Origin of the sequence: Kineococcus gurbantunggutensis, assembly GCF_050871925.1 — a bacterium.
Lineage (GTDB): Bacteria > Actinomycetota > Actinomycetes > Actinomycetales > Kineococcaceae > Kineococcus.
Window position 1 is genome coordinate 57,829 of sequence record NZ_JBJLSG010000001.1, and the last position, 20,221, is coordinate 78,049.

The 20,221-nt window shown below is 76.3% G+C and carries 17 protein-coding genes; 10 read left to right on the forward strand and 7 right to left on the reverse strand.

What is annotated here, in order from left to right; all coding sequences use genetic code 11:
* Positions 1-91 precede the first annotated feature (91 nt).
* From ACRYR7_RS00205 to ACRYR7_RS00240, 8 genes are all read left to right on the forward strand, one after another.
* Complete coding sequence (locus ACRYR7_RS00205) at positions 92-214, forward strand: hypothetical protein (protein WP_432570045.1); 123 nt, start codon at positions 92-94, stop codon at positions 212-214.
* Positions 211-300, forward strand: coding sequence for a K(+)-transporting ATPase subunit F (gene kdpF / locus ACRYR7_RS00210; protein ID WP_432570046.1), 90 nt, complete (start codon positions 211-213; stop codon positions 298-300). The genes ACRYR7_RS00205 and kdpF overlap by 4 nt, the downstream gene beginning before the upstream one ends.
* Positions 300-1,982 carry a potassium-transporting ATPase subunit KdpA gene (gene kdpA, locus ACRYR7_RS00215; RefSeq protein ID WP_432570047.1) on the forward strand — a complete coding sequence of 561 codons (1,683 nt, stop codon included), beginning with the start codon at positions 300-302 and terminating at the stop codon, positions 1,980-1,982. Before kdpF ends, kdpA begins: the two co-directional genes overlap by 1 nt.
* A complete protein-coding gene (kdpB, locus tag ACRYR7_RS00220) occupies positions 1,979-4,108 on the forward strand; it encodes a potassium-transporting ATPase subunit KdpB (RefSeq protein ID WP_432570048.1) in 2,130 nt (709 codons plus the stop codon). Before kdpA ends, kdpB begins: the two co-directional genes overlap by 4 nt.
* A 2-nt stretch (positions 4,109-4,110) precedes the next feature.
* Positions 4,111-4,749, forward strand: a complete 639-nt coding sequence (gene kdpC, locus ACRYR7_RS00225; RefSeq protein WP_432570049.1) for a potassium-transporting ATPase subunit KdpC — start codon at positions 4,111-4,113, stop codon at positions 4,747-4,749.
* Positions 4,750-4,774: 25 nt separating this feature from the next.
* The gene (locus ACRYR7_RS00230) at positions 4,775-7,417 is read left to right on the forward strand and encodes a DUF4118 domain-containing protein (protein WP_432570050.1); all 2,643 of its coding nucleotides are present in this window, start codon (positions 4,775-4,777) and stop codon (positions 7,415-7,417) included.
* The gene (locus ACRYR7_RS00235) at positions 7,414-8,094 is read left to right on the forward strand and encodes a response regulator (protein WP_432570051.1); all 681 of its coding nucleotides are present in this window, start codon (positions 7,414-7,416) and stop codon (positions 8,092-8,094) included. Before ACRYR7_RS00230 ends, ACRYR7_RS00235 begins: the two co-directional genes overlap by 4 nt.
* 87 nt (positions 8,095-8,181) lie before the next feature.
* Positions 8,182-10,164 carry an amino acid transporter gene (locus ACRYR7_RS00240; protein ID WP_432570052.1) on the forward strand — a complete coding sequence of 661 codons (1,983 nt, stop codon included), beginning with the start codon at positions 8,182-8,184 and terminating at the stop codon, positions 10,162-10,164.
* A gap of 35 nt (positions 10,165-10,199) precedes the next feature.
* On the opposite strand, the gene ACRYR7_RS00245 is transcribed toward ACRYR7_RS00240, so the two are convergent.
* Positions 10,200-10,673: an Lrp/AsnC family transcriptional regulator gene (locus tag ACRYR7_RS00245; protein ID WP_432570053.1), complete on the reverse strand. Its 474-nt coding sequence runs from the start codon at positions 10,671-10,673 to the stop codon at positions 10,200-10,202.
* Positions 10,674-10,773: 100 nt separating this feature from the next.
* Here ACRYR7_RS00245 and ACRYR7_RS00250 point away from each other — a divergent pair, with 100 nt between their 5' ends.
* Positions 10,774-11,466: a YitT family protein gene (locus ACRYR7_RS00250; RefSeq protein WP_432570054.1), complete on the forward strand. Its 693-nt coding sequence runs from the start codon at positions 10,774-10,776 to the stop codon at positions 11,464-11,466.
* Positions 11,467-11,474: 8 nt separating this feature from the next.
* On the opposite strand, the gene ACRYR7_RS00255 is transcribed toward ACRYR7_RS00250, so the two are convergent.
* A complete protein-coding gene (locus ACRYR7_RS00255) occupies positions 11,475-12,485 on the reverse strand; it encodes an L-idonate 5-dehydrogenase (RefSeq protein WP_432570055.1) in 1,011 nt (336 codons plus the stop codon).
* 52 nt (positions 12,486-12,537) lie between these two features.
* Positions 12,538-13,305 carry an SDR family oxidoreductase gene (locus ACRYR7_RS00260; RefSeq protein ID WP_432570056.1) on the reverse strand — a complete coding sequence of 256 codons (768 nt, stop codon included), beginning with the start codon at positions 13,303-13,305 and terminating at the stop codon, positions 12,538-12,540.
* A gap of 124 nt (positions 13,306-13,429) precedes the next feature.
* Here ACRYR7_RS00260 and mprF point away from each other — a divergent pair, with 124 nt between their 5' ends.
* A complete protein-coding gene (gene mprF / locus ACRYR7_RS00265; RefSeq protein WP_432570057.1) occupies positions 13,430-16,018 on the forward strand; it encodes a bifunctional lysylphosphatidylglycerol flippase/synthetase MprF in 2,589 nt (862 codons plus the stop codon).
* 16 nt (positions 16,019-16,034) lie between these two features.
* Here the strand turns inward: mprF and glpK are convergent, their stop codons facing one another.
* From glpK to ACRYR7_RS00285, 4 genes are all read right to left on the reverse strand, one after another.
* Positions 16,035-17,603, reverse strand: coding sequence for a glycerol kinase GlpK (gene glpK, locus ACRYR7_RS00270; RefSeq protein WP_432570058.1), 1,569 nt, complete (start codon positions 17,601-17,603; stop codon positions 16,035-16,037).
* Positions 17,604-17,659: 56 nt separating this feature from the next.
* Positions 17,660-18,697, reverse strand: coding sequence for a DUF808 domain-containing protein (locus tag ACRYR7_RS00275; protein ID WP_432570059.1), 1,038 nt, complete (start codon positions 18,695-18,697; stop codon positions 17,660-17,662).
* A 146-nt stretch (positions 18,698-18,843) separates the two neighbouring features.
* Positions 18,844-19,596, reverse strand: coding sequence for an IclR family transcriptional regulator (locus ACRYR7_RS00280; protein ID WP_432570060.1), 753 nt, complete (start codon positions 19,594-19,596; stop codon positions 18,844-18,846).
* A gap of 28 nt (positions 19,597-19,624) precedes the next feature.
* The gene (locus ACRYR7_RS00285; protein ID WP_432570061.1) at positions 19,625-20,188 is read right to left on the reverse strand and encodes a beta-class carbonic anhydrase; all 564 of its coding nucleotides are present in this window, start codon (positions 20,186-20,188) and stop codon (positions 19,625-19,627) included.
* Between the last annotated feature and the right edge of the window lie 33 nt (positions 20,189-20,221).

The window sequence follows — 20,221 nt, forward strand, 5'->3', positions numbered from 1 at the left end:
GGCGTCAAGGAGGCGTCAAGGGGCCGCCGGCGGGCGTCAAGGACGCGTCAGGAGCGCCGGCGGGCCCGCCCGCCGGTGCTTCGGTGGCGCCGTGTCCCCGTCCGTCCCCCACCCCCGAGGAGGGGTCCCCGTGCTCGACGCCGGGTTCGTCGTCCTGACCCTGCTCCTGGCCGCCGCCGCCACGCTGCTGGTGCGCGGCCTGGAGCGCCGGTGAGCGCCGAGGCGGTGGTGGGCCTCGTGCTGGCCGTCGCCGCCGCCGCGTACCTGCTGCTCGCGCTGCTGAACCCGGAGAGGTTCTGATGCCCGCCCTGGACGACACCACCGCCGGTCTGCTGCAGATCGGCCTGCTGGTGGTGCTGCTGGCCGCGGTCCACGTGCCGCTGGGGGACTTCCTCGCCAGGACCCTCACCTCCCCGCGCCACCTGCGCGCCGAGCGCGCCCTGTACCGGGTGCTGCGGGTCGACGGCGACGCCGACACCCGCTGGCCCACCTACGCCGTCTCCGTGCTGGCGTTCTCCACCGTCTCGATCCTGTTCCTGTACGCGTTCCTGCGCCTGCAGCAGTTCCTGCCGCTGTCGCTGGGGATGCCGGCGATGGAGGCCACCCAGGCGTGGAACACCGCCGTCTCCTTCACGGCGAACACGAACTGGCAGTCGTACTCCGGCGAGGCGGCCGTCGGCCACCTCGTGCAGATGGCGGGCCTGGCGGTGCAGAACTTCGTCTCCGCCGCCGTGGGCCTGTCGGTGGCGATCGCCCTCGTGCGCGGCCTGGTGCGCGCCGGAACCGGCACGATCGGCAACTTCTGGGTGGACCTGACCCGCTCCACGCTGCGCGTGCTGCTGCCGATGGCCGTCGTCGCAGCGGTGCTGCTGCTGCTGTGCGGGGTGGTGCAGAACCTCTCCGGCGCCACCGCGTACACCACGCTGGCCGGCGGGACCCAGACGGTCGTCGGCGGCCCGATCGCCTCGCAGGAGGCCGTCAAGCTGCTGGGCACCAACGGCGGCGGGTTCTTCAACGCCAACTCCGCGCACCCCTTCGAGAACCCCACGCCGCTGTCGAACCTGCTGCAGGTGTTCCTGATCCTGGTGATCCCCTTCAGCCTGCCGCGCACGTTCGGCACCCTGGTCGGCGACACCCGCCAGGGCCTGGCGGTGCTCTCCGTCATGGGCGGCATCTTCGCCGTCTCCCTGGCGCTGACCACCTGGGCGGAGGTCCACGCCGCCGGTGCCGTGCCGCAGGCGGTGGGCGCGGCGGTGGAGGGCAAGGAGACCCGGTTCGGCGAGTGGGCCTCGGCGCTGTTCGCCACCGCGACGACGAGCACCTCCACCGGCGCGGTGAACTCCTTCCACGACAGCTACACCGCGCTGGGCGGCGGGGTCGTCCTGTTCAACATGCTGCTGGGCGAGGTCACGCCCGGCGGGGTGGGCTCGGGCCTGTACGGCATCCTCGTCCTGGCGGTCATCGCCGTGTTCGTCGGCGGCCTCATGGTCGGGCGCACCCCGGAGTACCTGGGCAAGAAGATCCGCCAGCGCGAGGTCACCCTGGCGGCGCTGTACATCCTGGCCACCCCGTTCGCCGTCCTGGTGGGCACCGCGATCGCGCTGTCCAGCGCGGCCACCCGCTCGGCGCTTCTGAACACCGGCCCGCACGGCATGACGGAACTGCTCTACGGGTTCGCCTCCGCGGCGAACAACAACGGCAGCGCCTTCGCCGGCCTGGGCGCGAACACGCCCTTCTACAACACCGCCCTCGGGCTGGCGATGTGGATCGGCCGGTTCGTGCCGATGGTCCTGGTCGTGGCCCTGGCCGGCGCGTTCGCGCAGCAGCGCCGCGCCGCCGCCACCGCCGGCACGCTGCCCACGCGCACCCCCACGTTCGCCGGCCTGCACGCCGTGGTCGTGGTCGTCGTCACGGGCCTGACGTTCTTCCCCGCCCTCGCCCTCGGCCCGCTCGCCGAGGCGCTGTCTGGAGCCGCTTCGTGAGCACCACCCTGACCCCCACCCCCGCGCCGCAGCCGCCGGCGCCGGCACCGGGCCCGCACCGCGTCTCCAGCGGCGCGTTCACCCCGCGCCAGCTCGTCTCCTCCCTGCCCGACGCGTTCCGCAAGCTGGACCCGCGCCACCTGGTGCGCACCCCCGTCATGTTCGTCGTCGCCGTCGGCGCCGTCCTCACCACGGTGCTGGCGGTGCTGGAGCCCTCGGTGTTCGCCTGGGTCATCACCGCCTGGCTGTGGATCACCGTGCTGTTCGCCAACCTCGCCGAGGCCGTCGCCGAGGGCCGCGGGCGCGCCCAGGCCGCCTCGCTGCGCAGGGTGAGCACCGAGACGACCGCGCGGCGCCTGGAGCGCGGGCGCGAGGAGGTGCGGGTGCCCTCCTCCAGCCTGCGCCCCGGCGACCTCGTCGTCGTCGAGGCCGGCGAGACCGTCCCCGGCGACGGCGACGTCGTGGAGGGCGTGGCCAGCGTCGACGAGTCGGCCATCACCGGCGAGTCCGCGCCCGTCATCCGCGAGTCCGGCGGCGACCGCAGCGCCGTCACCGGCGGCACCACGGTCCTGTCCGACCGGATCCTGGTGCGCATCACCGCCAAGCCCGGCGAGAGCTTCGTGGACCGCATGATCGCCCTGGTGGAGGGCTCGGCCCGCCAGCGCACCCCCAACGAGATCGCGCTGAACATCCTGCTGGCCAGCCTGACCCTGGTGTTCCTGCTCGCCGTGGTCACCCTGCAGCCGATGGCCGTGTACTCCGGCGACCCGCAGAGCACGGTCGTGCTCGTCGCGCTGCTGGTGTGCCTGATCCCCACCACCATCGGCGCGCTGCTCAGCGCCATCGGCATCGCCGGCATGGACCGCCTCGTGCAGCGCAACGTGCTGGCGATGTCCGGCCGGGCCGTCGAGGCCGCCGGCGACGTGGGCACCCTGCTGCTGGACAAGACCGGCACCATCACCCTGGGCAACCGGCAGGCGCACGAGCTGCTGCCCGCCCCGGGCGTGGACGTGCTCGAGCTGGCCGACGCCGCGCAGCTGTCCAGCCTGGCCGACGCCACCCCCGAGGGCCGCTCCGTGGTCGTGCTCGTCAAGGAGCGCCACGGCCTGCGCGCCCGCGCCGAGGGCGAGCTGGCCGGCGCCGCGTTCGTGCCGTTCACCGCCCAGACCCGCATGAGCGGGGTCGACCTGCGCGAGGAGCCCGGCGCGCACCCCGGCGCCGGCCCCGGCGACGTGCGCGAGGTCCGCAAGGGCGCCGCCGCGGCCGTCACCCACTGGGTGCGCACCCTGGGCGGGCACGTGCCCGCCGAGGTCGAGCAGGTCGTCGAGGACGTCGCCACCTCCGGCGGCACCCCCCTGGTGGTGGCCGAGCACCGCGGCGGCACCGCGCGCGTCCTGGGCGTGGTGCACCTGAAGGACGTCGTCAAGGAGGGCATGCGCGAGCGCTTCGAGCAGCTGCGCGCCATGGGCATCCGCACCGTCATGGTCACCGGCGACAACGCCCGCACCGCGCGCGCCATCGCGCAGGAGGCCGGCGTCGACGACGTCCTGGCCGAGGCCACCCCCGAGGACAAGCTGGAGCTGATCCGCCGCGAGCAGTCCGGCGGGCGGCTGGTGGCGATGATGGGCGACGGCACCAACGACGCCCCCGCCCTGGCGCAGGCCGACGTCGGGGTCGCGATGAACACCGGCACCTCCGCCGCCAAGGAGGCCGGGAACATGGTGGACCTGGACTCCAACCCCACCAAGCTCATCGAGATCGTCGAGATCGGCAAGCAGCTGCTCATCACCCGCGGGGCGCTGACGACGTTCTCCATCGCCAACGACGTCGCCAAGTACTTCGCGATCGTGCCGGCGATGTTCGTCACCGCGTACCCCCAGCTCGACGCGCTGAACGTCATGCGGCTGGCCACGCCGCAGTCGGCGGTCGTCTCGGCGGTGGTCTTCAACGCCCTGGTCATCGTCGCGCTCATCCCGCTGGCCCTGCGCGGGGTGCGCTACCGCCCGGCCAGCGCCGCCTCGCTGCTGCGGCGCAACCTGCTCGTCTACGGCCTCGGCGGCGTCGTCGCGCCGTTCGTCGGCATCAAGCTCGTCGACCTGATCGTCTCCCTCCTCCCCGGGATGTGACCGTGAGCACCGCCACCCCTCCCGCGCTGCGCACCCGCTCCGGCGCCACCGCCGCGGCGTTCCTGCGCCAGGCGCGCACCGGCCTGCTGCTGCTGCTGGCCGCCACCCTCGTGTGCGGGCTGCTGTACCCGCTGGCCCTGGTGGCCGCCGGGCGCCTGGTGCCCGGGCGCGCCGACGGCCAGCTCGTGCGGCACGACGGCCGCGTCGTCGGCTCCGCCCTGCTCGGGCAGCCGTTCGAGGGCGCGCGGTGGTTCCAGCCGCGCCCCTCCGTGGCCGGCGAGGGCTACGACCCGCTGGCCTCGGGCGCCTCCAACCTCGGCCCCTCCAGCGCCGAGCTGCTCGCCACCGTGCAGCAGCGCCGCGCCGAGGTCGCCGCCCGCGACGGCGTGGCCCCCGCCGACGTCGCGCCCGACGCGCTGACCGCCTCCGGCTCCGGCCTGGACCCCGACGTCAGCCCCGCCTACGCGCGCCAGCAGGTGGCGCGCGTGGCCCGCGAGCGCGGCCTGGAGCCGGCCGCCGTGGCCGCCCTCGTGGAGGAGCACGTGCGCGAGCGCCAGCTCGGGTTCCTGGGCGAGCCGCGCGTGGGCGTCCTGGAGCTCAACCTCGCCCTGGAGGACCTGACGGCCGGCCGGCGGCCGTGAGGCGCCGGTGAGCCATCATCGTCGGGTGGAGCAGCGGCAGCGGGTGCAGCCCGACGAGCGCCGCCGCGGGCGGCTGCGGGTCTTCCTCGGGGCCGCCCCCGGCGTCGGCAAGACGTACGCGATGCTCGACGAGGCGCGCCGGCGCGCCGAGCGCGGCACCGACGTGGCCGTGGCCGTGGTGGAGACCCACGGCCGCGAGCGCACCGCCGAGCGCCTGGCGGGCCTGGAGGTGCTGCCCCGGCGCGTGGTGGAGCACCGCGGCCACGAGCTGGCCGAGATGGACCTCGACGGGGTGCTGCGCCGGCACCCCGAGGTCGCCGTCGTCGACGAGCTCGCCCACACCAACGCCCCCGGCTCGCGCCACGCCAAGCGCTGGCAGGACGTCGAGGAGCTGCTCGACGCCGGGATCGACGTGGTCTCCACGGTGAACATCCAGCACCTGGAGTCCCTCAACGACGTCGTCGCCCACATCACCGGCGTCGAGCAGCGCGAGACCCTGCCCGACGCGGTGCTGCGCCGCGCGGACCAGGTGCAGCTCGTCGACATGACCCCGGAGGCGCTGCAGCGCAGGCTCTCGCACGGCAACGTGTACCCCTCCGGGCGCGTGGACGCGGCCCTGTCGAACTACTTCCGCACCGGCAACCTCACCGCCCTGCGCGAGCTGGCGCTGCTGTGGCTGGCCGACCGCGTCGACGAGGGCCTGGAGCGCTACCGCGCCCAGCAGGGCATCGAGCGGCCCTGGCCGGCGCGCGAGCGCGTCGTCGTGGCCCTCACCGGCGGCCCCGAGGGCGACACCCTGGTGCGCCGGGCCGCCCGCATCGCCGGGCGCGGCGCCGGCGGGGAGCTGCACGCCGTGCACGTGGCCAGCGGCGACGGGCTGGTGCGCACCTCCCCGGCGCGCCTGGCCGAGCAGCGCGCCCTGGTGGAGTCCCTGGGCGGCAGCTACCACCGCGTCGTCGGCGACGACGTGGCCGGGGCGCTGCTGGAGTTCGCCCGCGGCCTGAACGCCAGCCAGGTCGTCGTCGGCGCCAGCAGGCACGGGCGGCTGGCCTCGCTGTTCCGCTCCGGCGTCGGCGACGCCGTCGTGCGCGGCGCCGGCGCCCTGGACGTGCTGGTGGTGCCCCACGAGGAGCAGCGCGCCGGGCTGCGGCTGCCGCCGCGGGCGCGCGCGGCCCTGTCCGGCGGGCGCCGGCTGCTGGGCTGGGTGCTCGCCCTGGGCGGGCCGGCGCTGGTGACGGCGCTGCTGAGCCTGTTCCCGCGCCAGGACCTGTCCACCGACCTCATGGCGTTCCTGGTGGTCGTCGTGCTCGCCGCCCTGGCCGGCGGGCTGCTGCCGGCGGTGGCCGCCGCGCTGGTGGCCAGCCTGGCGGTGAACTGGTTCTTCACCGAGCCGCTGCACCGCTTCACCATCGCCCAGCCCGCCAACGCCGTGGCCCTGGCCGTGTTCGTCCTCGTCGCGCTGGCCGTCTCCAGCACCGTCGACCGCGCCGCCCGGCGCACCGAGCAGGCCGCCCGCAGCCGCGCCGAGACCGAGGCGCTGTCGGTGCTCACCCGCACCGTCATGGCCGCCGAGGACCCGCTGGCCGAGGCCCTGGAGCACACCCGCTCCACGTTCGCGGTGCGCTCGGCCACCTGGCTGGAGCGCACCGGCCCCACCGCCCCGTGGAGCGCGGTGGCCTGCGCCGGGGACCAGCCGTGCGCCGCGCCCGCCGACGGCGACGCCGAGGTGGTCGTGGACGGCACCGTCGCCCTGGCGCTGCGCGGGCGGCTGCTGGCCGCCGACGACCGGCGGGTGCTGGAGTCCTTCGCCGCGCAGATCGCCGCGCTGCGCCAGCGCCAGCGGCTGCGCGCCGAGGCCGCCCAGGTGCGCCGGCTGGAGGAGGGCGACGCGGTGCGCGGGGCGCTGCTGACGGCCGTCTCGCACGACCTGCGCACCCCGCTGGCCACGCTCAAGGCGTCCGTGGACGGCCTGCGCGACCCCGACCTGGCCCTGGGCCCGGAGGACGAGGCGGAGCTGCTGGGCTCGGTGGCCGAGTCCGCCGACCGCCTGCAGCAGCTCATCGACGACCTGCTGGACCTCACCCGGGTGCGCAGCGGCGTGGTGCGTCCGCACCTGGTCGTCGTGGGCCTGGAGGAGGTCGTGCCCGCCGTCGTCGTCGAGGCGCCGCCGGGCCGGGTCGCCCTGGAGCTGCCCGAGGACCTGCCGCCGGTGTCCACCGACCCGGGCCTGCTGCGCCGGGTGGTGGCCAACCTCGTGCAGAACGCCGTGCGCCACGGCGCCGGCGCGCCCGTGGAGGTGGCCGCGTCGCTGGCGGTGGAGGACGGCCGCCGCAGCGCGCAGCTCCTCGTCGTCGACCACGGCCCCGGGCTGCCCGGCGCGGCCAAGGAGCGCGCGTTCACCCCCTTCCAGCGCCTGGGCGACCGCTCGGGGGCCGGGCTGGGGCTGGGCCTGGCGGTGGCGCGCGGGCTGGCCGAGGCCGTCGGCGGGCGCCTGGAGGCGCAGGACACCCCCGGCGGGGGGCTGACGATGGTGCTCACGCTGCCGCTGGCGGGCACCGCGCACCGCCTGGCCGACGAGCCCGCCGACGAGCTCCTCGACGAGCCCGGCGGCGGGCCGGACGGCGTGCCCGTCGGCGAGCGCGAGCGCCACCTGGGGGTGGGCGCGTGAGCCGCGTCCTCGTCGTCGACGACGAGCCCGGCCTGCGCCGGGCCCTGACCATCAACCTCTCCGCGCGCGGCTGGGACGTCACCGCCGTCGGCGACGGCACCTCCGCCCTGGAGGCGGCCGCGCGCACCCACCCCGACGTGGTGCTGCTGGACCTGGGCCTGCCGGACCTGGACGGCCTGGACGTCCTGGCCGGGCTGCGCGGCTGGAGCGACGTGCCGGTCATCGTGCTCACCGCCCGCACCTCCTCCGCCGACGCCGTCGACGCCCTCGACGCCGGCGCCGACGACTACGTCACCAAGCCGTTCGCGATGGACGTGCTGCTGGCGCGGCTGCGCGCCGCGGTGCGCCGCCGCTCGGCGGGGGAGGGCACCGCCGTGGAGGTCGTCGACGCCGGCGCCCTGCACGTGGACCTGGCCCGGCGCACCGTCACCCGCCACGGCGAGCCGGTCAAGCTCACCCCCACCGAGTGGCACCTGCTGCAGGTCCTGGTCACCAACGCCGGCCGGCTGGTCACCCAGACCGAGCTGCTCAAGGAGGTGTGGGGCCCGGCGTACGGGCGCGAGACGAACTACCTGCGCGTGTACGTCGCCCAGCTGCGCCGCAAGCTGGAGGAGACCCCCTCCGAGCCGCGCCACCTGATCACCGAGCCGGGGATGGGGTACCGCTTCGAGCTGTGAGGCCGGGCGCGTCAAGGACGCGTCAAGATCCGCCGCGCGCGGGTGGTGCGGGTGGAACCGCCGCCCGCGCCGTGCCCTCATGGGTGCGTGCGTGCTCCGACCACCCCCCAGGTCCCCGCCCCCCGCGAGCCGGGGGAGCGCACCGGCTCCGGGTTCCGCTCCTGGCTGCTGGAGGGCCTGACCGACCGGGCGAGCAGGCACCCCGGCCCCCACGGCCGCGGCGAGCGCGGGCACCCCGGGCACCCGTGGTGGCGGGTGATGTGCCTGACCGGCGTGGACTACTTCTCCACCCTGGGCTACCAGCCGGCCATCGCCTTCCTCGCCGCCGGCGTCGTCTCCCCGCTGGCCACCCTGGTGCTGGTGCTGCTGACCCTCTTCGGCGCCCTGCCGGTGTACCGGCGGGTCGCCGCCGAGAGCCCGCGCGGGGAGGGCTCCATCGCCATGCTGGAGCGGGTCCTGCCGTTCTGGGGCGGCAAGCTGTTCGTGCTCGTGCTGCTGGGCTTCGCCGCCACCGACTTCCTCATCACCATCACCCTGTCCGCCGCCGACGCCAGCAAGCACCTGCTGGAGAACCCGTACGTGCCCGCCGCCCTGGAGGACCACCAGCTCGGCGTGACGCTGCTGTTCATCACGGCCCTGGCGGTGGTGTTCCTGCGCGGCTTCTCCGAGGCCATCGGGGTGGCGGTCGTGCTCGTGCTCGTCTTCCTGGGCCTGAACGCCGTCGTGGTCGTCGACGCCGTCGTGCACGTGCTCGGCGAGCCGGTGGCGCTGCGCGCCTGGTGGGAGGCGCTGTGGGCGCAGGGCTCCTCGCCCTTCGCCGTGGTGGGCCTGGCCCTGCTGGTCTTCCCCAAGCTGGCGCTGGGGCTGTCGGGGTTCGAGACGGGCGTGGTCGTCATGCCGCAGATCGCCGGCGGCGCCGGCGACGAGCGCGAGCAGGTCGCCCGCCGGGTGCGCGGGGCGCGGCGCCTGCTGACCACCGCGGCGCTGGTCATGAGCGCGTTCCTGCTGGCCTCCAGCCTGGCCACCTCCGTGCTCGTGCCCGCCGAGGAGTTCCAGCCCGGCGGCGAGGCCAACGGCCGGGCCATGGCCTACCTGGCGCACGCCTACCTCGGCAACGCCGTGGGCACCGCCTACGACGTGAGCACCATCGCCATCCTGTGGTTCGCCGGCGCCTCGGCGATGGCCGGCCTGCTCAACCTCGTGCCGCGCTACCTGCCCCGCTACGGCATGGCCCCGGACTGGGCCCGCGCGGTGCGCCCGCTGGTGCTGGTGTTCACCGCCGTGGCGTTCCTCGTCACCTGGGTCTTCGACGCCGACGTCGACGCGCAGGGCGGCGCGTACGCCACCGGCGTGCTGGTCCTCATCACCTCCGCGGCCGTGGCGGTGACGCTGTCCGCGCGCCGGCGCCGCGAGCGCCGCGCGACGGTGCTCTTCGGGGCGATCTCCGCGGTGTTCGCCTACACGACCGTGACCAACGTCGTCGAGCGCCCCGACGGCGTGAAGATCGCCGCCTGCTTCACCGCCGCGATCCTCGCCGTCTCCCTCGTCTCGCGCGCCCGGCGCTCCTTCGAGCTGCGCGCCTCGGCGGTCCACTTCGACGCCGGCGCGCTGGCGGTCCTCGACGAGGTCGCCGCCCGCGGCGCGGTGAACCTCATCGCCAACGAGCCCGACGCCCGCGACGAGGCCGAGTACGCCGAGAAGGAGTACGACGAGCGGCGCGACCAGCACATCCCCGACGACCAGCCCGCCGTCTTCGTCGAGGTCACCGTCACCGACCCCTCGGAGTTCTCCGGCGAGCTGCACGTGGTGGGGGAGGAGCGCTTCGGCCACCACGTGCTGACGGTGCGCACCTCCTCGGTCGCCAACGGCATCGCCGCGGTCGCCCTGGCGGTGCGCGACCGCACCGGGGTGCTGCCCGACGTGTGGTTCGAGTGGTCCGAGGGCAACCCGCTGGCCAACCTGCTGCGCTTCCTGCTGCTGGGGGTGGGCGAGGTCGCCCCCGTCACCCGCGAGGTGCTGCGCCGGGCCGTGCCGGAGGCGGCGCAGCGCCCGCGCGTGCACGCCGGCTGACGCGCCGGGCGGTGCGCCGGGCGGTGCCGGCCCGCTCAGCCGCCGCGCGCCACCCGCACCAGCAGCTCCCGGTAGCGCGTCGGCAGCTCCTGCGCCAGGGAGATCGCGGTGCTCGTGCGCACCACCCCCTCCACGCCCAGCAGCGCGCGCGTCAGGCGGTGCAGGTCGTCGGTGTCGCGGGCGACCACCTTCAGCAGCAGGTCCGCCTCGCCGGTCGTGGAGTGCATCTCCACGACCTCCGGCACCGTGCGCAGCTGCGCGATCGTGCGCTCGCTGGAGGCCTGGCTCAGCGCCACCGAGACGAACGCCACCGTGCCGCACCCCAGCGCGGCGGGGTCCAGGCGGCGGCTGACCTCCCCGAGCACCCCGCCGGCGCCCATCCGCGCCAGCCGCGAGGAGACGGTGTTGCGCGCCACCCCCAGGGCGCGCGCCAGCGCGAGCACGGTGGCGTCGGGGTCCTCGTCCAGCGCCAGCAGGATCCGGGCGTCCAGGGCGTCGATCGGTTCCACGCTGAGCACGATGGCACGTCCGGCGCGCTGCGCGTGCCACGGTGCGCAACGGCCCGGGGCCCGGTTGCGCGGGCCCGCCGGGCGCCCGGATCCTCCCGTCGTGAGCACGCCGACGGACCCCGGACCCCTCGCCGAGCCCTCCGGCGCGGTGCCGCCGCGCCCGCGCACCCCGGCCCCGCGCACCCCCGCGCCCGCCCCGCCGCACACGCGCACCGAGGACGCCGCCGGGTTCCTCGTGGGGACCTTCCTGGCCTCCTTCGGCCTGTTCCTGCTGCACTCCAGCACCGCCGTCACCGGCGGCACCGCCGGGCTGGGCCTGCTGCTCAGCTACGCCCTGCCCGTGCCGTTCGCGGTGCTCTTCCCCCTGGTGAACCTGCCGTTCTTCCTGCTCGCGCTGCGCGCCAAGGGCTGGGCCTTCACGCTGCGCTCGGCGGCGGCCGTGGTGGCGGTGTCGCTGTTCTCCCCGCTGCACGCCGCGGCGCTGCCGGGGCTGGACGTCGACCCCGTCTACGCGGTGCTGCTGGGCAACCTCGCCGCGGGCCTGGGCATCCTGGTCCTCTTCCGGCACCGCGCCAGCCTGGGCGGGTTCGGCATCCTCGCGCTCCTGCTGCAGGAGCGCCTGGGCTGGCGCGCCGGGTACGTGCAGATGGCCCTGGACGTGCTCGTCGTCACCGCCTCGCTGACCGTCGTGCCGCCGGCCGTGGTGGCGCTGTCCGCGGCCGGCGCGGTGGTCCTCAACCTCGTGCTGTCGATGAACCACCGCCCCGGCCGCTACACCGGCACCGGCAGCTGAGCCCGCGCTCAGCGCCAGAGCGCCACGAGCACCTTCCCCGAGGCCTGCGAGTCCGCCGCCACCGCGAACGCCTCCGCCACCGACGCCGCGGGCACCTCGTGGGTGACCACCCGCTCCAGGTCGGGGCGCTCGGCCAGCACCCGCACCGCCTCGTCGATCTCGTCGGCGAAGCGGAACGTGCCGCGCAGCTGCAGCTCCTTGGACACCAGCGGCGCCAGGTTCAGCGGGCGCGGCTCGTTCGGCACCATGCCGACCTGCACGACCACCCCGGCGCGCCGGGCCGCGCTCAGCGCCGTGCCCACCGCGGCCGGCACCCCCGAGCACTCCAGCACCACGTCGAACGCCTCCGCGGGCACCTCCTGCTCGCCCACGCGCACCGTGCCGTGCACGCCCAGGGCGCGCGCCCGCTCCAGCGGCCCGGCCAGCACGTCGGTGGCCACGACCTCGCCGGCCCCGCGCACCAGGGCCGCGGCCGCCGTCAGCAGCCCGATCGGCCCCGAGCCGGACACCAGCACCCGCCTGCCCGCCACGTCGCCGGCCACGCGCACCGCGTGCAGCGCCACCGCCAGCGGCTCGGCCAGCGCCGCCCGGCGCAGCGGCAACCCCGGCGGCAGCACGCGCACCATCGAGCGGTCGACGACGAGCAGCTCGCTCATCCCGCCCTGGGTGTGCGGCCACGTGGAGGCGCTGCCCAGGTACGAACCGCCCGGGCGCAGGTGCGGGTGCCCCTCCAGGCCGTCGGCCGCCGGGCCGAACGTCGCCGGGTGCACCGTCACCGGCGTGCCCGGCGCTAGCTCCCCGGAGGGGTCCTCGTCCACCGTGCCGGAGACCTCGTGACCGGGCACCAGCGGCTCGCGCACCACGAACTCGCCGTTCGCGCCGTGCGCGAAGTAGTGCAGGTCCGAGCCGCAGATCCCCGCGTACGCCACGCGCAGGCGCACCCGCCCGGGACCGGTCCGCGGGTCCGGCACCTCCTCCTCGCGCAGGTCGCCCGCCCCGTGCACCCTGATCGCCCTCACCGCGCGCACCCGCCCCTCTCCACGACCCTCTGCCCGGCCCTCTGCCCAGCCCTCACAGCACCGACGTCATGCCGCCGTCGACGACGACGTTCTGCCCGGACACGAAGCTCGACGCGTCCGAGCACAGGTAGATCAGCGTGCCCAGCAGCTCCTCCACCCGGCCCCAGCGGCCCGCCGGGGTGCGCTGCTCCACCCACGCGGTGAACGCCTCGTCCGCGACGAGCGCGGCGTTCATCTCGGTGGCGAAGTAGCCCGGGGAGATGGCGTTCACCTGCACCCCGCGGCCCGTCAGGTCCGCCGCCATGCCCTTGGTGAGCAGCGCCACCCCGCCCTTGGTGGCGGTGTACGGCGCGATCGTGCGCCGCGCCAGCACCGACTGCACCGAGGCGACGTTGACGACCTTGCCCGACCCGCGCGCCACCATGTGCGGCACCACTGCGCGCGAGACGTGGAAGACGCTGGACAGGTTCGCCGCCACCAGCGCGTCCCAGTCGGCGGGGTCGAACTCGTCGAACGGCGCGCGCCGCTGGATGCCGGCGTTGTTCACCAGCACGTCCGGCGCGCCGTGCTCGGCGACCAGCGCCGCCACGCCCTCGGCGACCGCGGCGGCGTCGGTGACGTCGAAGCTCACCACCGCCGGGGCCGTGCCGGTGCGCCGGGCCAGCTCCTCCTGCGCGCGGTGCAGCTGCTCCCGGTCGCGCCCGTGCAGCACCACGCGCGCGCCGGCCTCCGCCAGCCCGCCCGCCATGGCGCGGCCCAGACCGCGCGAGGACCCGGTGACCAGCGCCAGCCGGCCGGAGACGTCGAACAGTGCGCTCACGGCTCCGCAGACTGGCACACCGCGCGCTGCGCGCGCCCCGCGGGGAGCCGCCCGCGCAGCCCCGCCCCCGCCCCGCCGGCGCCCCCGCTTCAAGGACGGGCCCCGGGATGCCGACTGCTGGAGCGTGAGCTCCTCGCCCAGTCGGCCGGTCGGCACGGCGCGCCGCCTGCTCGCCCCCCTGCTCGTGCTCGGGCTGCTCGCCGCGTCCGTGGCGCTGCTGCACCGGACCTTCCGCGACTGCTCCTGGACGGAGCTGGGCGCCGACCTGGTCGCCCTCGGCCCGGGCGCCGTGCTGGCCGCCCTCGCCGCGACCGCGACCTCGTACCTGGCGATGACCGGCTACGACGCGCTGGCGCTGCGCTACGTCGAGCACCGCCTGCCCTACCGCCGCTACGGCCTGGCCTCGTTCATCGCCACCGCCTTCGGCAACAACCTGGGCGCCTCCGCCGTGGTGGGCTCGGCGCTGCGGGCGCGCGTGTACTCCGGCTGGCAGGTCCCCGCCTTCGCCATCACCCGGATCATCGGCTTCAACCTGGTCACCCTGGTGCTGGGCGCCGCGGTCCTGGCCGGCGGCGGGATGCTGCACGACCCGGCCGGCGTCGGCCGGGCGCTGCACCTGCCCGGCGCGGCCGTCGCCGCCGTGGGCGCGCTGCTGCTGGCCTCCGTGGCGGGCTACCTGCTGTGGGCGGGCGCCGGGCGCTCGGTCGGCTGGCGCGGCTGGCGCGTGGACCGGCCCTCGCGCCGCCTGGCGGCGGCGCAGGTCGCGCTGTCGACGTTCGAGTGGCTGACCATGGCCGCGGCCCTGCACGTCCTGCTGCCCGCCGGGGACCGGATCGCGTTCCTGCCCTTCGCCGTCGCCTTCGCGATCGCCACGGTCGCCGGGCTGGTGAGCAACGTGCCCGGCGGGCTGGGCGTCTTCGAGTCGGTGCTGGTGGTGCTCGTCGGCTCGACGACCTCGCCCGCGGGGCTCGCCGTGGCGCTGGTGGCCTACCGGCTGTGCTACTTCGTGCTGCCGCTGCTGCTGGCCGCCGTGCTCCTCGTCGTGCACGAGGCCCGCCGCGGCGCGGCGGCGCACGAGCCCGCCCGCACCGCCGCCGAGGCGGCCCCCGCGCCCGCCGCGTCCCCCGGGCCCGCCGGCCCCTCCGGGCGCCGCGCGCCGGTGCTCACCCCGTCGGTGCTCACGCCCTCGGTGCTCGCGCTGGGCGTCGCCGGGGCCGGGGTGTTCATGCTGCTGGTGGGGGACCTGCCCGGCTCCCGGGACCTGGACGTCTCGGCCGTCACCACCAGCCTGGCCGGGCTGGCCGCCCTGCTCACGGCCCGCGGCCTGCACCGCCGGCTCAGCAGCGCCTGGGCGGCCACCGTCGCCCTCCTGGCCGGCGTCACGGTGCTGGCCGCCGCCCACGGCGACCTGGTGCTCTCCGCGGTGACCGCCGTGCTCACCGCCCTGCTGGTGCCGGCGCGCCCGGCGTTCTACCGCGGCGCCCCGCTGTCCCGGCCGCGCAACCCGCTGTGGCCGGTCACCGCGGCCGTGCTCGTCGGGGCGGCCGTGTGGTGGCACGAGCTCAGCGGGCTGGGCGGCGCGGTCGACGCGCCCCTGTGGGCGGCCTCGGTCTCCGGCCAGACCACCGGGGCGGACCGCCTGGCGATCGCCGCCGGCACCGTCGGGGTCCTGCTCGGCGCGCGCCGCGTCCTCGCGCCGGCGGCCCCGGCCCCGCGCAGCGCCTGCGACGTCGAGGCGGCCCGGGTGGCGGACATCGTCGCCCGCGCCGGGCGCTGCACCTCCCACCTGGCCTTCACCGGCGACAAGCGCTTCCACTTCAGCCCCGCCGGCACCGCCTTCCTCATGTACCAGGTCGAGGGGCGCAGCTGGGTGGTGATGGGGGACCCGGTGGGCGAGCCGGCCGAGTTCCGCGAGCTGGTCTGGAGCTTCGTCGAGGAGGTCGACCGCCACGGCGGCCGGCCCGTCTTCTACAACGTGCTGCCCGACCACGCCGACCTGTACCGCGAGTGCGGGCTCAGCCTGGCCAAGCTGGGGGAGGAGGCCGTCGTCCCGCTGGCGGACTTCACCCTCGCCGGGCGGGCGCGGGTGAACCTGCGCAACTGCCGCAACAAGTCCCAGCGCCTGGGCATGACGGTCGACTTCGTCGCCCCCGGCGACGTCGCGCCGCTGCTGCCGGAGCTGCGCGCGGTCTCCGACGCCTGGCTGACGCACCGCAACGGCAAGGAGAAGCGCTTCTCCCTGGGCGCCTTCGACGAGGAGTACGTCTCCCGCTTCCCGCTGGTCGTGGTGCGCGAGGAGGGGCGCATCACCGCCTTCGCGACCCTGTGGACCGGCGCGGACGGCCGCGAGGTGCAGGTCGACCTGATGCGCCGCCTGCCCGACGGGCCCCGCACCGTGATGACCTTCCTCTTCGTCGAGTGCGTGCTGTGGGCCCGGGAGAACGGCTTCACCTCGTTCAACCTGGGGATGGCGCCCCTGTCGGGGCTGCGCACCGACGCCACCGCCCCCTTCTGGGACCGGATCGGGCACCTGCTGTGGACCCACGGCGAGCAGTTCTACAACTTCAAGGGCCTGCGCAAGTTCAAGGAGGGCTTCCACCCGCAGTGGCGCACCTGCTACGTGGCCGCCCCCGGCGGGCTGACCCTGCCCAACGCCATGGTCAACGTGGCCACGCTGGTCGGCGGCGGGATCCGCGGGGTCGTGCGGGGCTGAGCGGCCCCGCCGGCGCTCAGCCGCCCGCGCGCCGCGCCCACCCGAACGTGCGGCGCACCGCCTCCTGCCAGTCCTCCCAGCCGCGCTCGCGCTCGCCGGCGGCCATCGCCGGGGACCACTGCGCGGCGCGGTGCCAGCGCCGGCGCAGGGCCTGCGTGTCGGGCCAGAAGCCCACCGCCAGCCCGGCGGCGTACGCCGCGCCCAGCGAGACCGTCTCGGAGACCATCGGGCGCACCACCGGCACGTCCAGCACGTCCGCGACCGTCTGCATCAGCAGGTTGTTGGAGGTCATGCCGCCGTCCACCCGCAGCGAGGACAGCCGCAGCCCGGAGTCCGCCTCCACCGCCTCGACGACCTCGCGGGTCTGCCACGCCGTGGCCTCCAGCACCGCCCGCGCGACGTGCCCCTTGGTGACGAACGAGGTCAGGCCGATGATCAGCCCGCGCGCCTCCGCGCGCCAGTGCGGGGCGAACAGCCCGGAGAACGCCGGCACGAAGTAGCAGCCGCCGTTGTCGGGCACCGTGCGCGCCAGCGACTCCACCTCCGGCGCCGTGGAGATCAGCCCGAGGTTGTCGCGCAGCCACTGCACCAGCGCGCCCGTCACGGCGATGGAGCCCTCCAGCGCGTACGCGGGCGGCTCGTCGCCGATGCGGTGCGCCACCGTGGTCAGCAGCCCGTGCGAGGAGCGCGGCACCTCGGTGCCGGTGTTCATCAGCAGGAACCCGCCCGTGCCGTACGTGCACTTCGCCTCCCCGGGGGAGAAGCACGTCTGCCCGAACAGCGCCGCCTGCTGGTCGCCCAGCGCCGCGGCGATGCGCGCGCCGGGCACCACCGCGCGGGCCCGGCCGTACACGTGGGAGCTGGGCACGATCCGCGGCAGCGCCGCGCGCGGCACCCCGAACGCCTCCAGCAGCTCCGGCGACCAGTCCAGGGTGCGCAGGTCCATGAGCATCGTGCGGCTGGCGTTGGTCACGTCGGTGACGTGCTCGCCGCCGTCGGGGCCGCCGGTCAGCTTCCACACCAGCCAGGAGTCCACCGTCCCGAACAGCACGTCCCCGGCGCGGGCGCGCCGGCGCAGCCGCTCGTCCCGGCGCAGCATCCACGCCATGCGCGGGCCGGCGAAGTACGGCGCCAGCGGCAGCCCGCACACGTGCGCGAAGCGCTCCGCGCCGCCCTCGGCGGCCATCTCCTCCACCAGCGCGGCGGTGCGGGTGTCCTGCCACACGATCGCCGGCCCGACGGGCTCGCCGGTGCGCCGGTCCCAGGCCACCACCGTCTCGCGCTGGTTGGCCACGCCCACGGCGACCACGTCGGCCGGGCCCGCCTCCACCTGCGCCATCGCCTGCGGCACCAGGCGGGCGACGTCGGCCCAGATGCGCGCCGCGTCGTGCTCCACCCAGCCCGGGCGCGGGTAGTGCTGGCGGTGCTCGCGCTGGGCGACGGCCACCAGGCGCCCGGCGTGGTCGAAGAGGATGCAGCGCGTCGACGTCGTGCCCTGGTCGACCGCCACGACGTACCCGCGGTGCTCCGGGCGCTGCTCCGCGCCGTCCAGGGCCGTCGTCGCCCGCGTCGTCACGCGCGTCATCCTGCCCCACGCTTCGCGCCCGGCGGGGCGCGACGGCCCGCGCCGACCCGGTGGGCCTAGTGCGCCGCGCCCCCGCCGGCGGTGCCGCGCGCGTCGCCGTGCCCGGTGCCGTGCTCGGCGCCGTGGGCGTCGCCGTGCTCGGCGCCGTGGGCGTCGCCGTGCCCGGCGCCCGCCCGGCGGCGGTGCAGCAGCGGGGTGAGCACCGCCAGGACCACCGCGCCGACGACGAGCCCGACGACCGCGCTGGCCAGGGTGTTGACGAGCCAGCCCACCACGCCGCCCAGGGCGCCGGTGGCCCCGTGGGCGGCCTCCTCGGCGTGGTGCACGAGCCCGTAGGGGCCGTGCAGGCCCAGCTCGTCCGCCCCCACCAGCAGGATGTGGCCGCCGACCCACAGCATCGCGGCGGTGCCCACCACGGTCAGGACGGTCAGCAGCCGCGGCATCGCCGCCACCAGGCCGCGCCCGAAGCGCGCCGTCGCCGGGCGCGGCAGCTGGGCCAGGCGCAGCCCGACGTCGTCCATCTTCACGATCAGGCCGACCACGCCGTACACCAGGACGGTGATCAGGGCCCCGACGAGCGCGAGGATCACCGCCCGGGACAGGAACGGCTGGTCGGTGACCTCGTTGAGCGAGATGACCATGATCTCGGCCGACAGGATGAAGTCGGTGCGCACCGCTCCGGAGACGATGGTCCTCTCGTCCGGCAGCGCGTCGCCGCCGCCGTGGCCGTGCTCGTGGCCGCGCAGCTTGCCCCACACCTTCTCCGCGCCCTCGTAGCAGAGGTAGGCGCCGCCGAGCATGAGGATCGGGGTGAGCAGGAACGGCAGGAACTGGCTGAGCAGCAGCACCGCGGGCAGGATGATCAGCAGCTTGTTGCGCAGCGAGCCCAGCGCGATGCGCCGCACGATCGGCAGCTCGCGGTCGGCGGTCAGCCCGCGCACGTACTGCGGGGTGACGGCCGTGTCGTCGACGACGACGCCGGCGGCCTTCACGCTGGCGCGGCCAGCGGCGGCGGCCACGTCGTCCACGGAGGCCGCGGCCGCCCGCGCCAGCACGGCCACGTCGTCCAGCAGGGCCACGAGTCCACCGCTCACGGGAGGGTCCTTCCGGTCGTCCGCCATCGGTGCCGCCCCGGGGGCGCCCGGGTCCCGCACCACGGCAGCGAACCACACCCGGGGGCGATCCGCAGGGCACGGCCCGCCCGCCCCGCGCACCCCGGCCGCGGGGTCGCCCGGGCGGCCTACTCCCCGCGCGCGCCCAGGCCGCGCGAGATCGCCCGCGCCGCCTGGCGCACCGCCGGCACGATCCCGGCCCGCGGCCGGCCGCGGGTGTCCACCAGCCGCTCGGTGGCCCCGTCCACGCCGATGGCGCCCACCACCGGCCCGCCGCGGTCGCGCACCGGGGCGGCCACGCCCGACACCCCGGCGGTCAGCTCGTCCACCTCCAGCGCCCAGCCCTGCTCGCGCACCGCCGCCAGCGTGCGGCGCAGCACCGCCGCGTCGGTGACCGTGCGCGCCGTCATCGCCGGCAGCCGCCCGCGCAGGCGCACCGGCGCCGAGGCCAGCAGCACCTTGCCCAGCGCGCACGCGTGCGCCGGCAGGCTCGCGCCGGTGGTGAGCTCCTGCGCGCTGTCGTCGGGGCGGAAGACGTGGTGCACCACCACCGCCCGCCCGCCCTGCAGCACCGCCAGCCGCACGGACTCCCCGGTGCGCGCGGCCAGCGAGTCCGCCCAGTTCACCGCGTGCGCGCGCAGGTCGTCCGCGCCGGTGCGCGGGCGGCCCAGGTCCGCCAGCGCGGGGGAGGCGCGGTAGTCGCCGTCCTCGTCCTGCACCACGAAGCCCACGTCGACCAGGGTGCGCAGCAGGCCGTGGGCGGTCGTCTTGGCCAGGCCCAGGGCGTTGCCGACCTCCACCACGCCCAGGCCGCGCCCGGCGCCGGAGAGCAGGCGCAGCACGGCCGCGGCCCGCTCCACGGACTGGATGGGCCCCGGCACGCGCGTCCCCCCGCCCGGCCCGCGCGCCTCAGCGCGCCCCGGCCCCCGGCGGCTCCTCGGCGGTCTGGTCCGCCTCCACGACGATGCGCACGCGCCCGCTGCGCACGTCGTAAATTCCGCCGGCCACCGGCATCCCCGCGGGCAGGAACGGCCAGGAGCGGATGCGCTGCACGTCGTGCACGAGCGTGGCCTCCTGGTCGGCGATGGTGCGGAAGTCGATGCTGCGCGAGTCCACGCCCTGCGCCAGCACCTTGGCGTGCACGTCGTCGTCGGTGTTCTTCGTCATGCCGCAGTCGGTGTGGGCCAGCACCAGCACGCGCCGCACGCCGAGCAGGTAGGTGGCCAGCACGAGCGTGCGCAGCACGTCGTCGGTGACGCGGGCGCCGGCGTTGCGCAGGATCTTCGCGTCGCCGGGCACCAGGCCCAGCGCCCCCAGCGGGTCGATGCGCGAGTCCATGCACGTCATGACGGCCAGGCCGCGGCCGGCGACGCCGGGGCGGCCCGGGTCGGTGAACGTCTGCGCGTAGGCGGCGTTGGCGGTCAGCACGTCGCCGAAGGGCGCGTCCGGGGAGGGGCTGGTGTTCTCGGTCACGGGGCACATCTCACCACCGGGGGGGCCGCGGCC

Bases quoted from the DNA above. Each gene is read 5' to 3' on its own strand.
- glpK (WP_432570058.1), bottom strand. From the start codon at position 17,603: ATGACGCGCGTGACGACGCGGGCGACGACGGCCCTGGACGGCGCGGAG.
- kdpA (WP_432570047.1), top strand. From the start codon at position 300: ATGCCCGCCCTGGACGACACCACCGCCGGTCTGCTGCAGATCGGCCTG.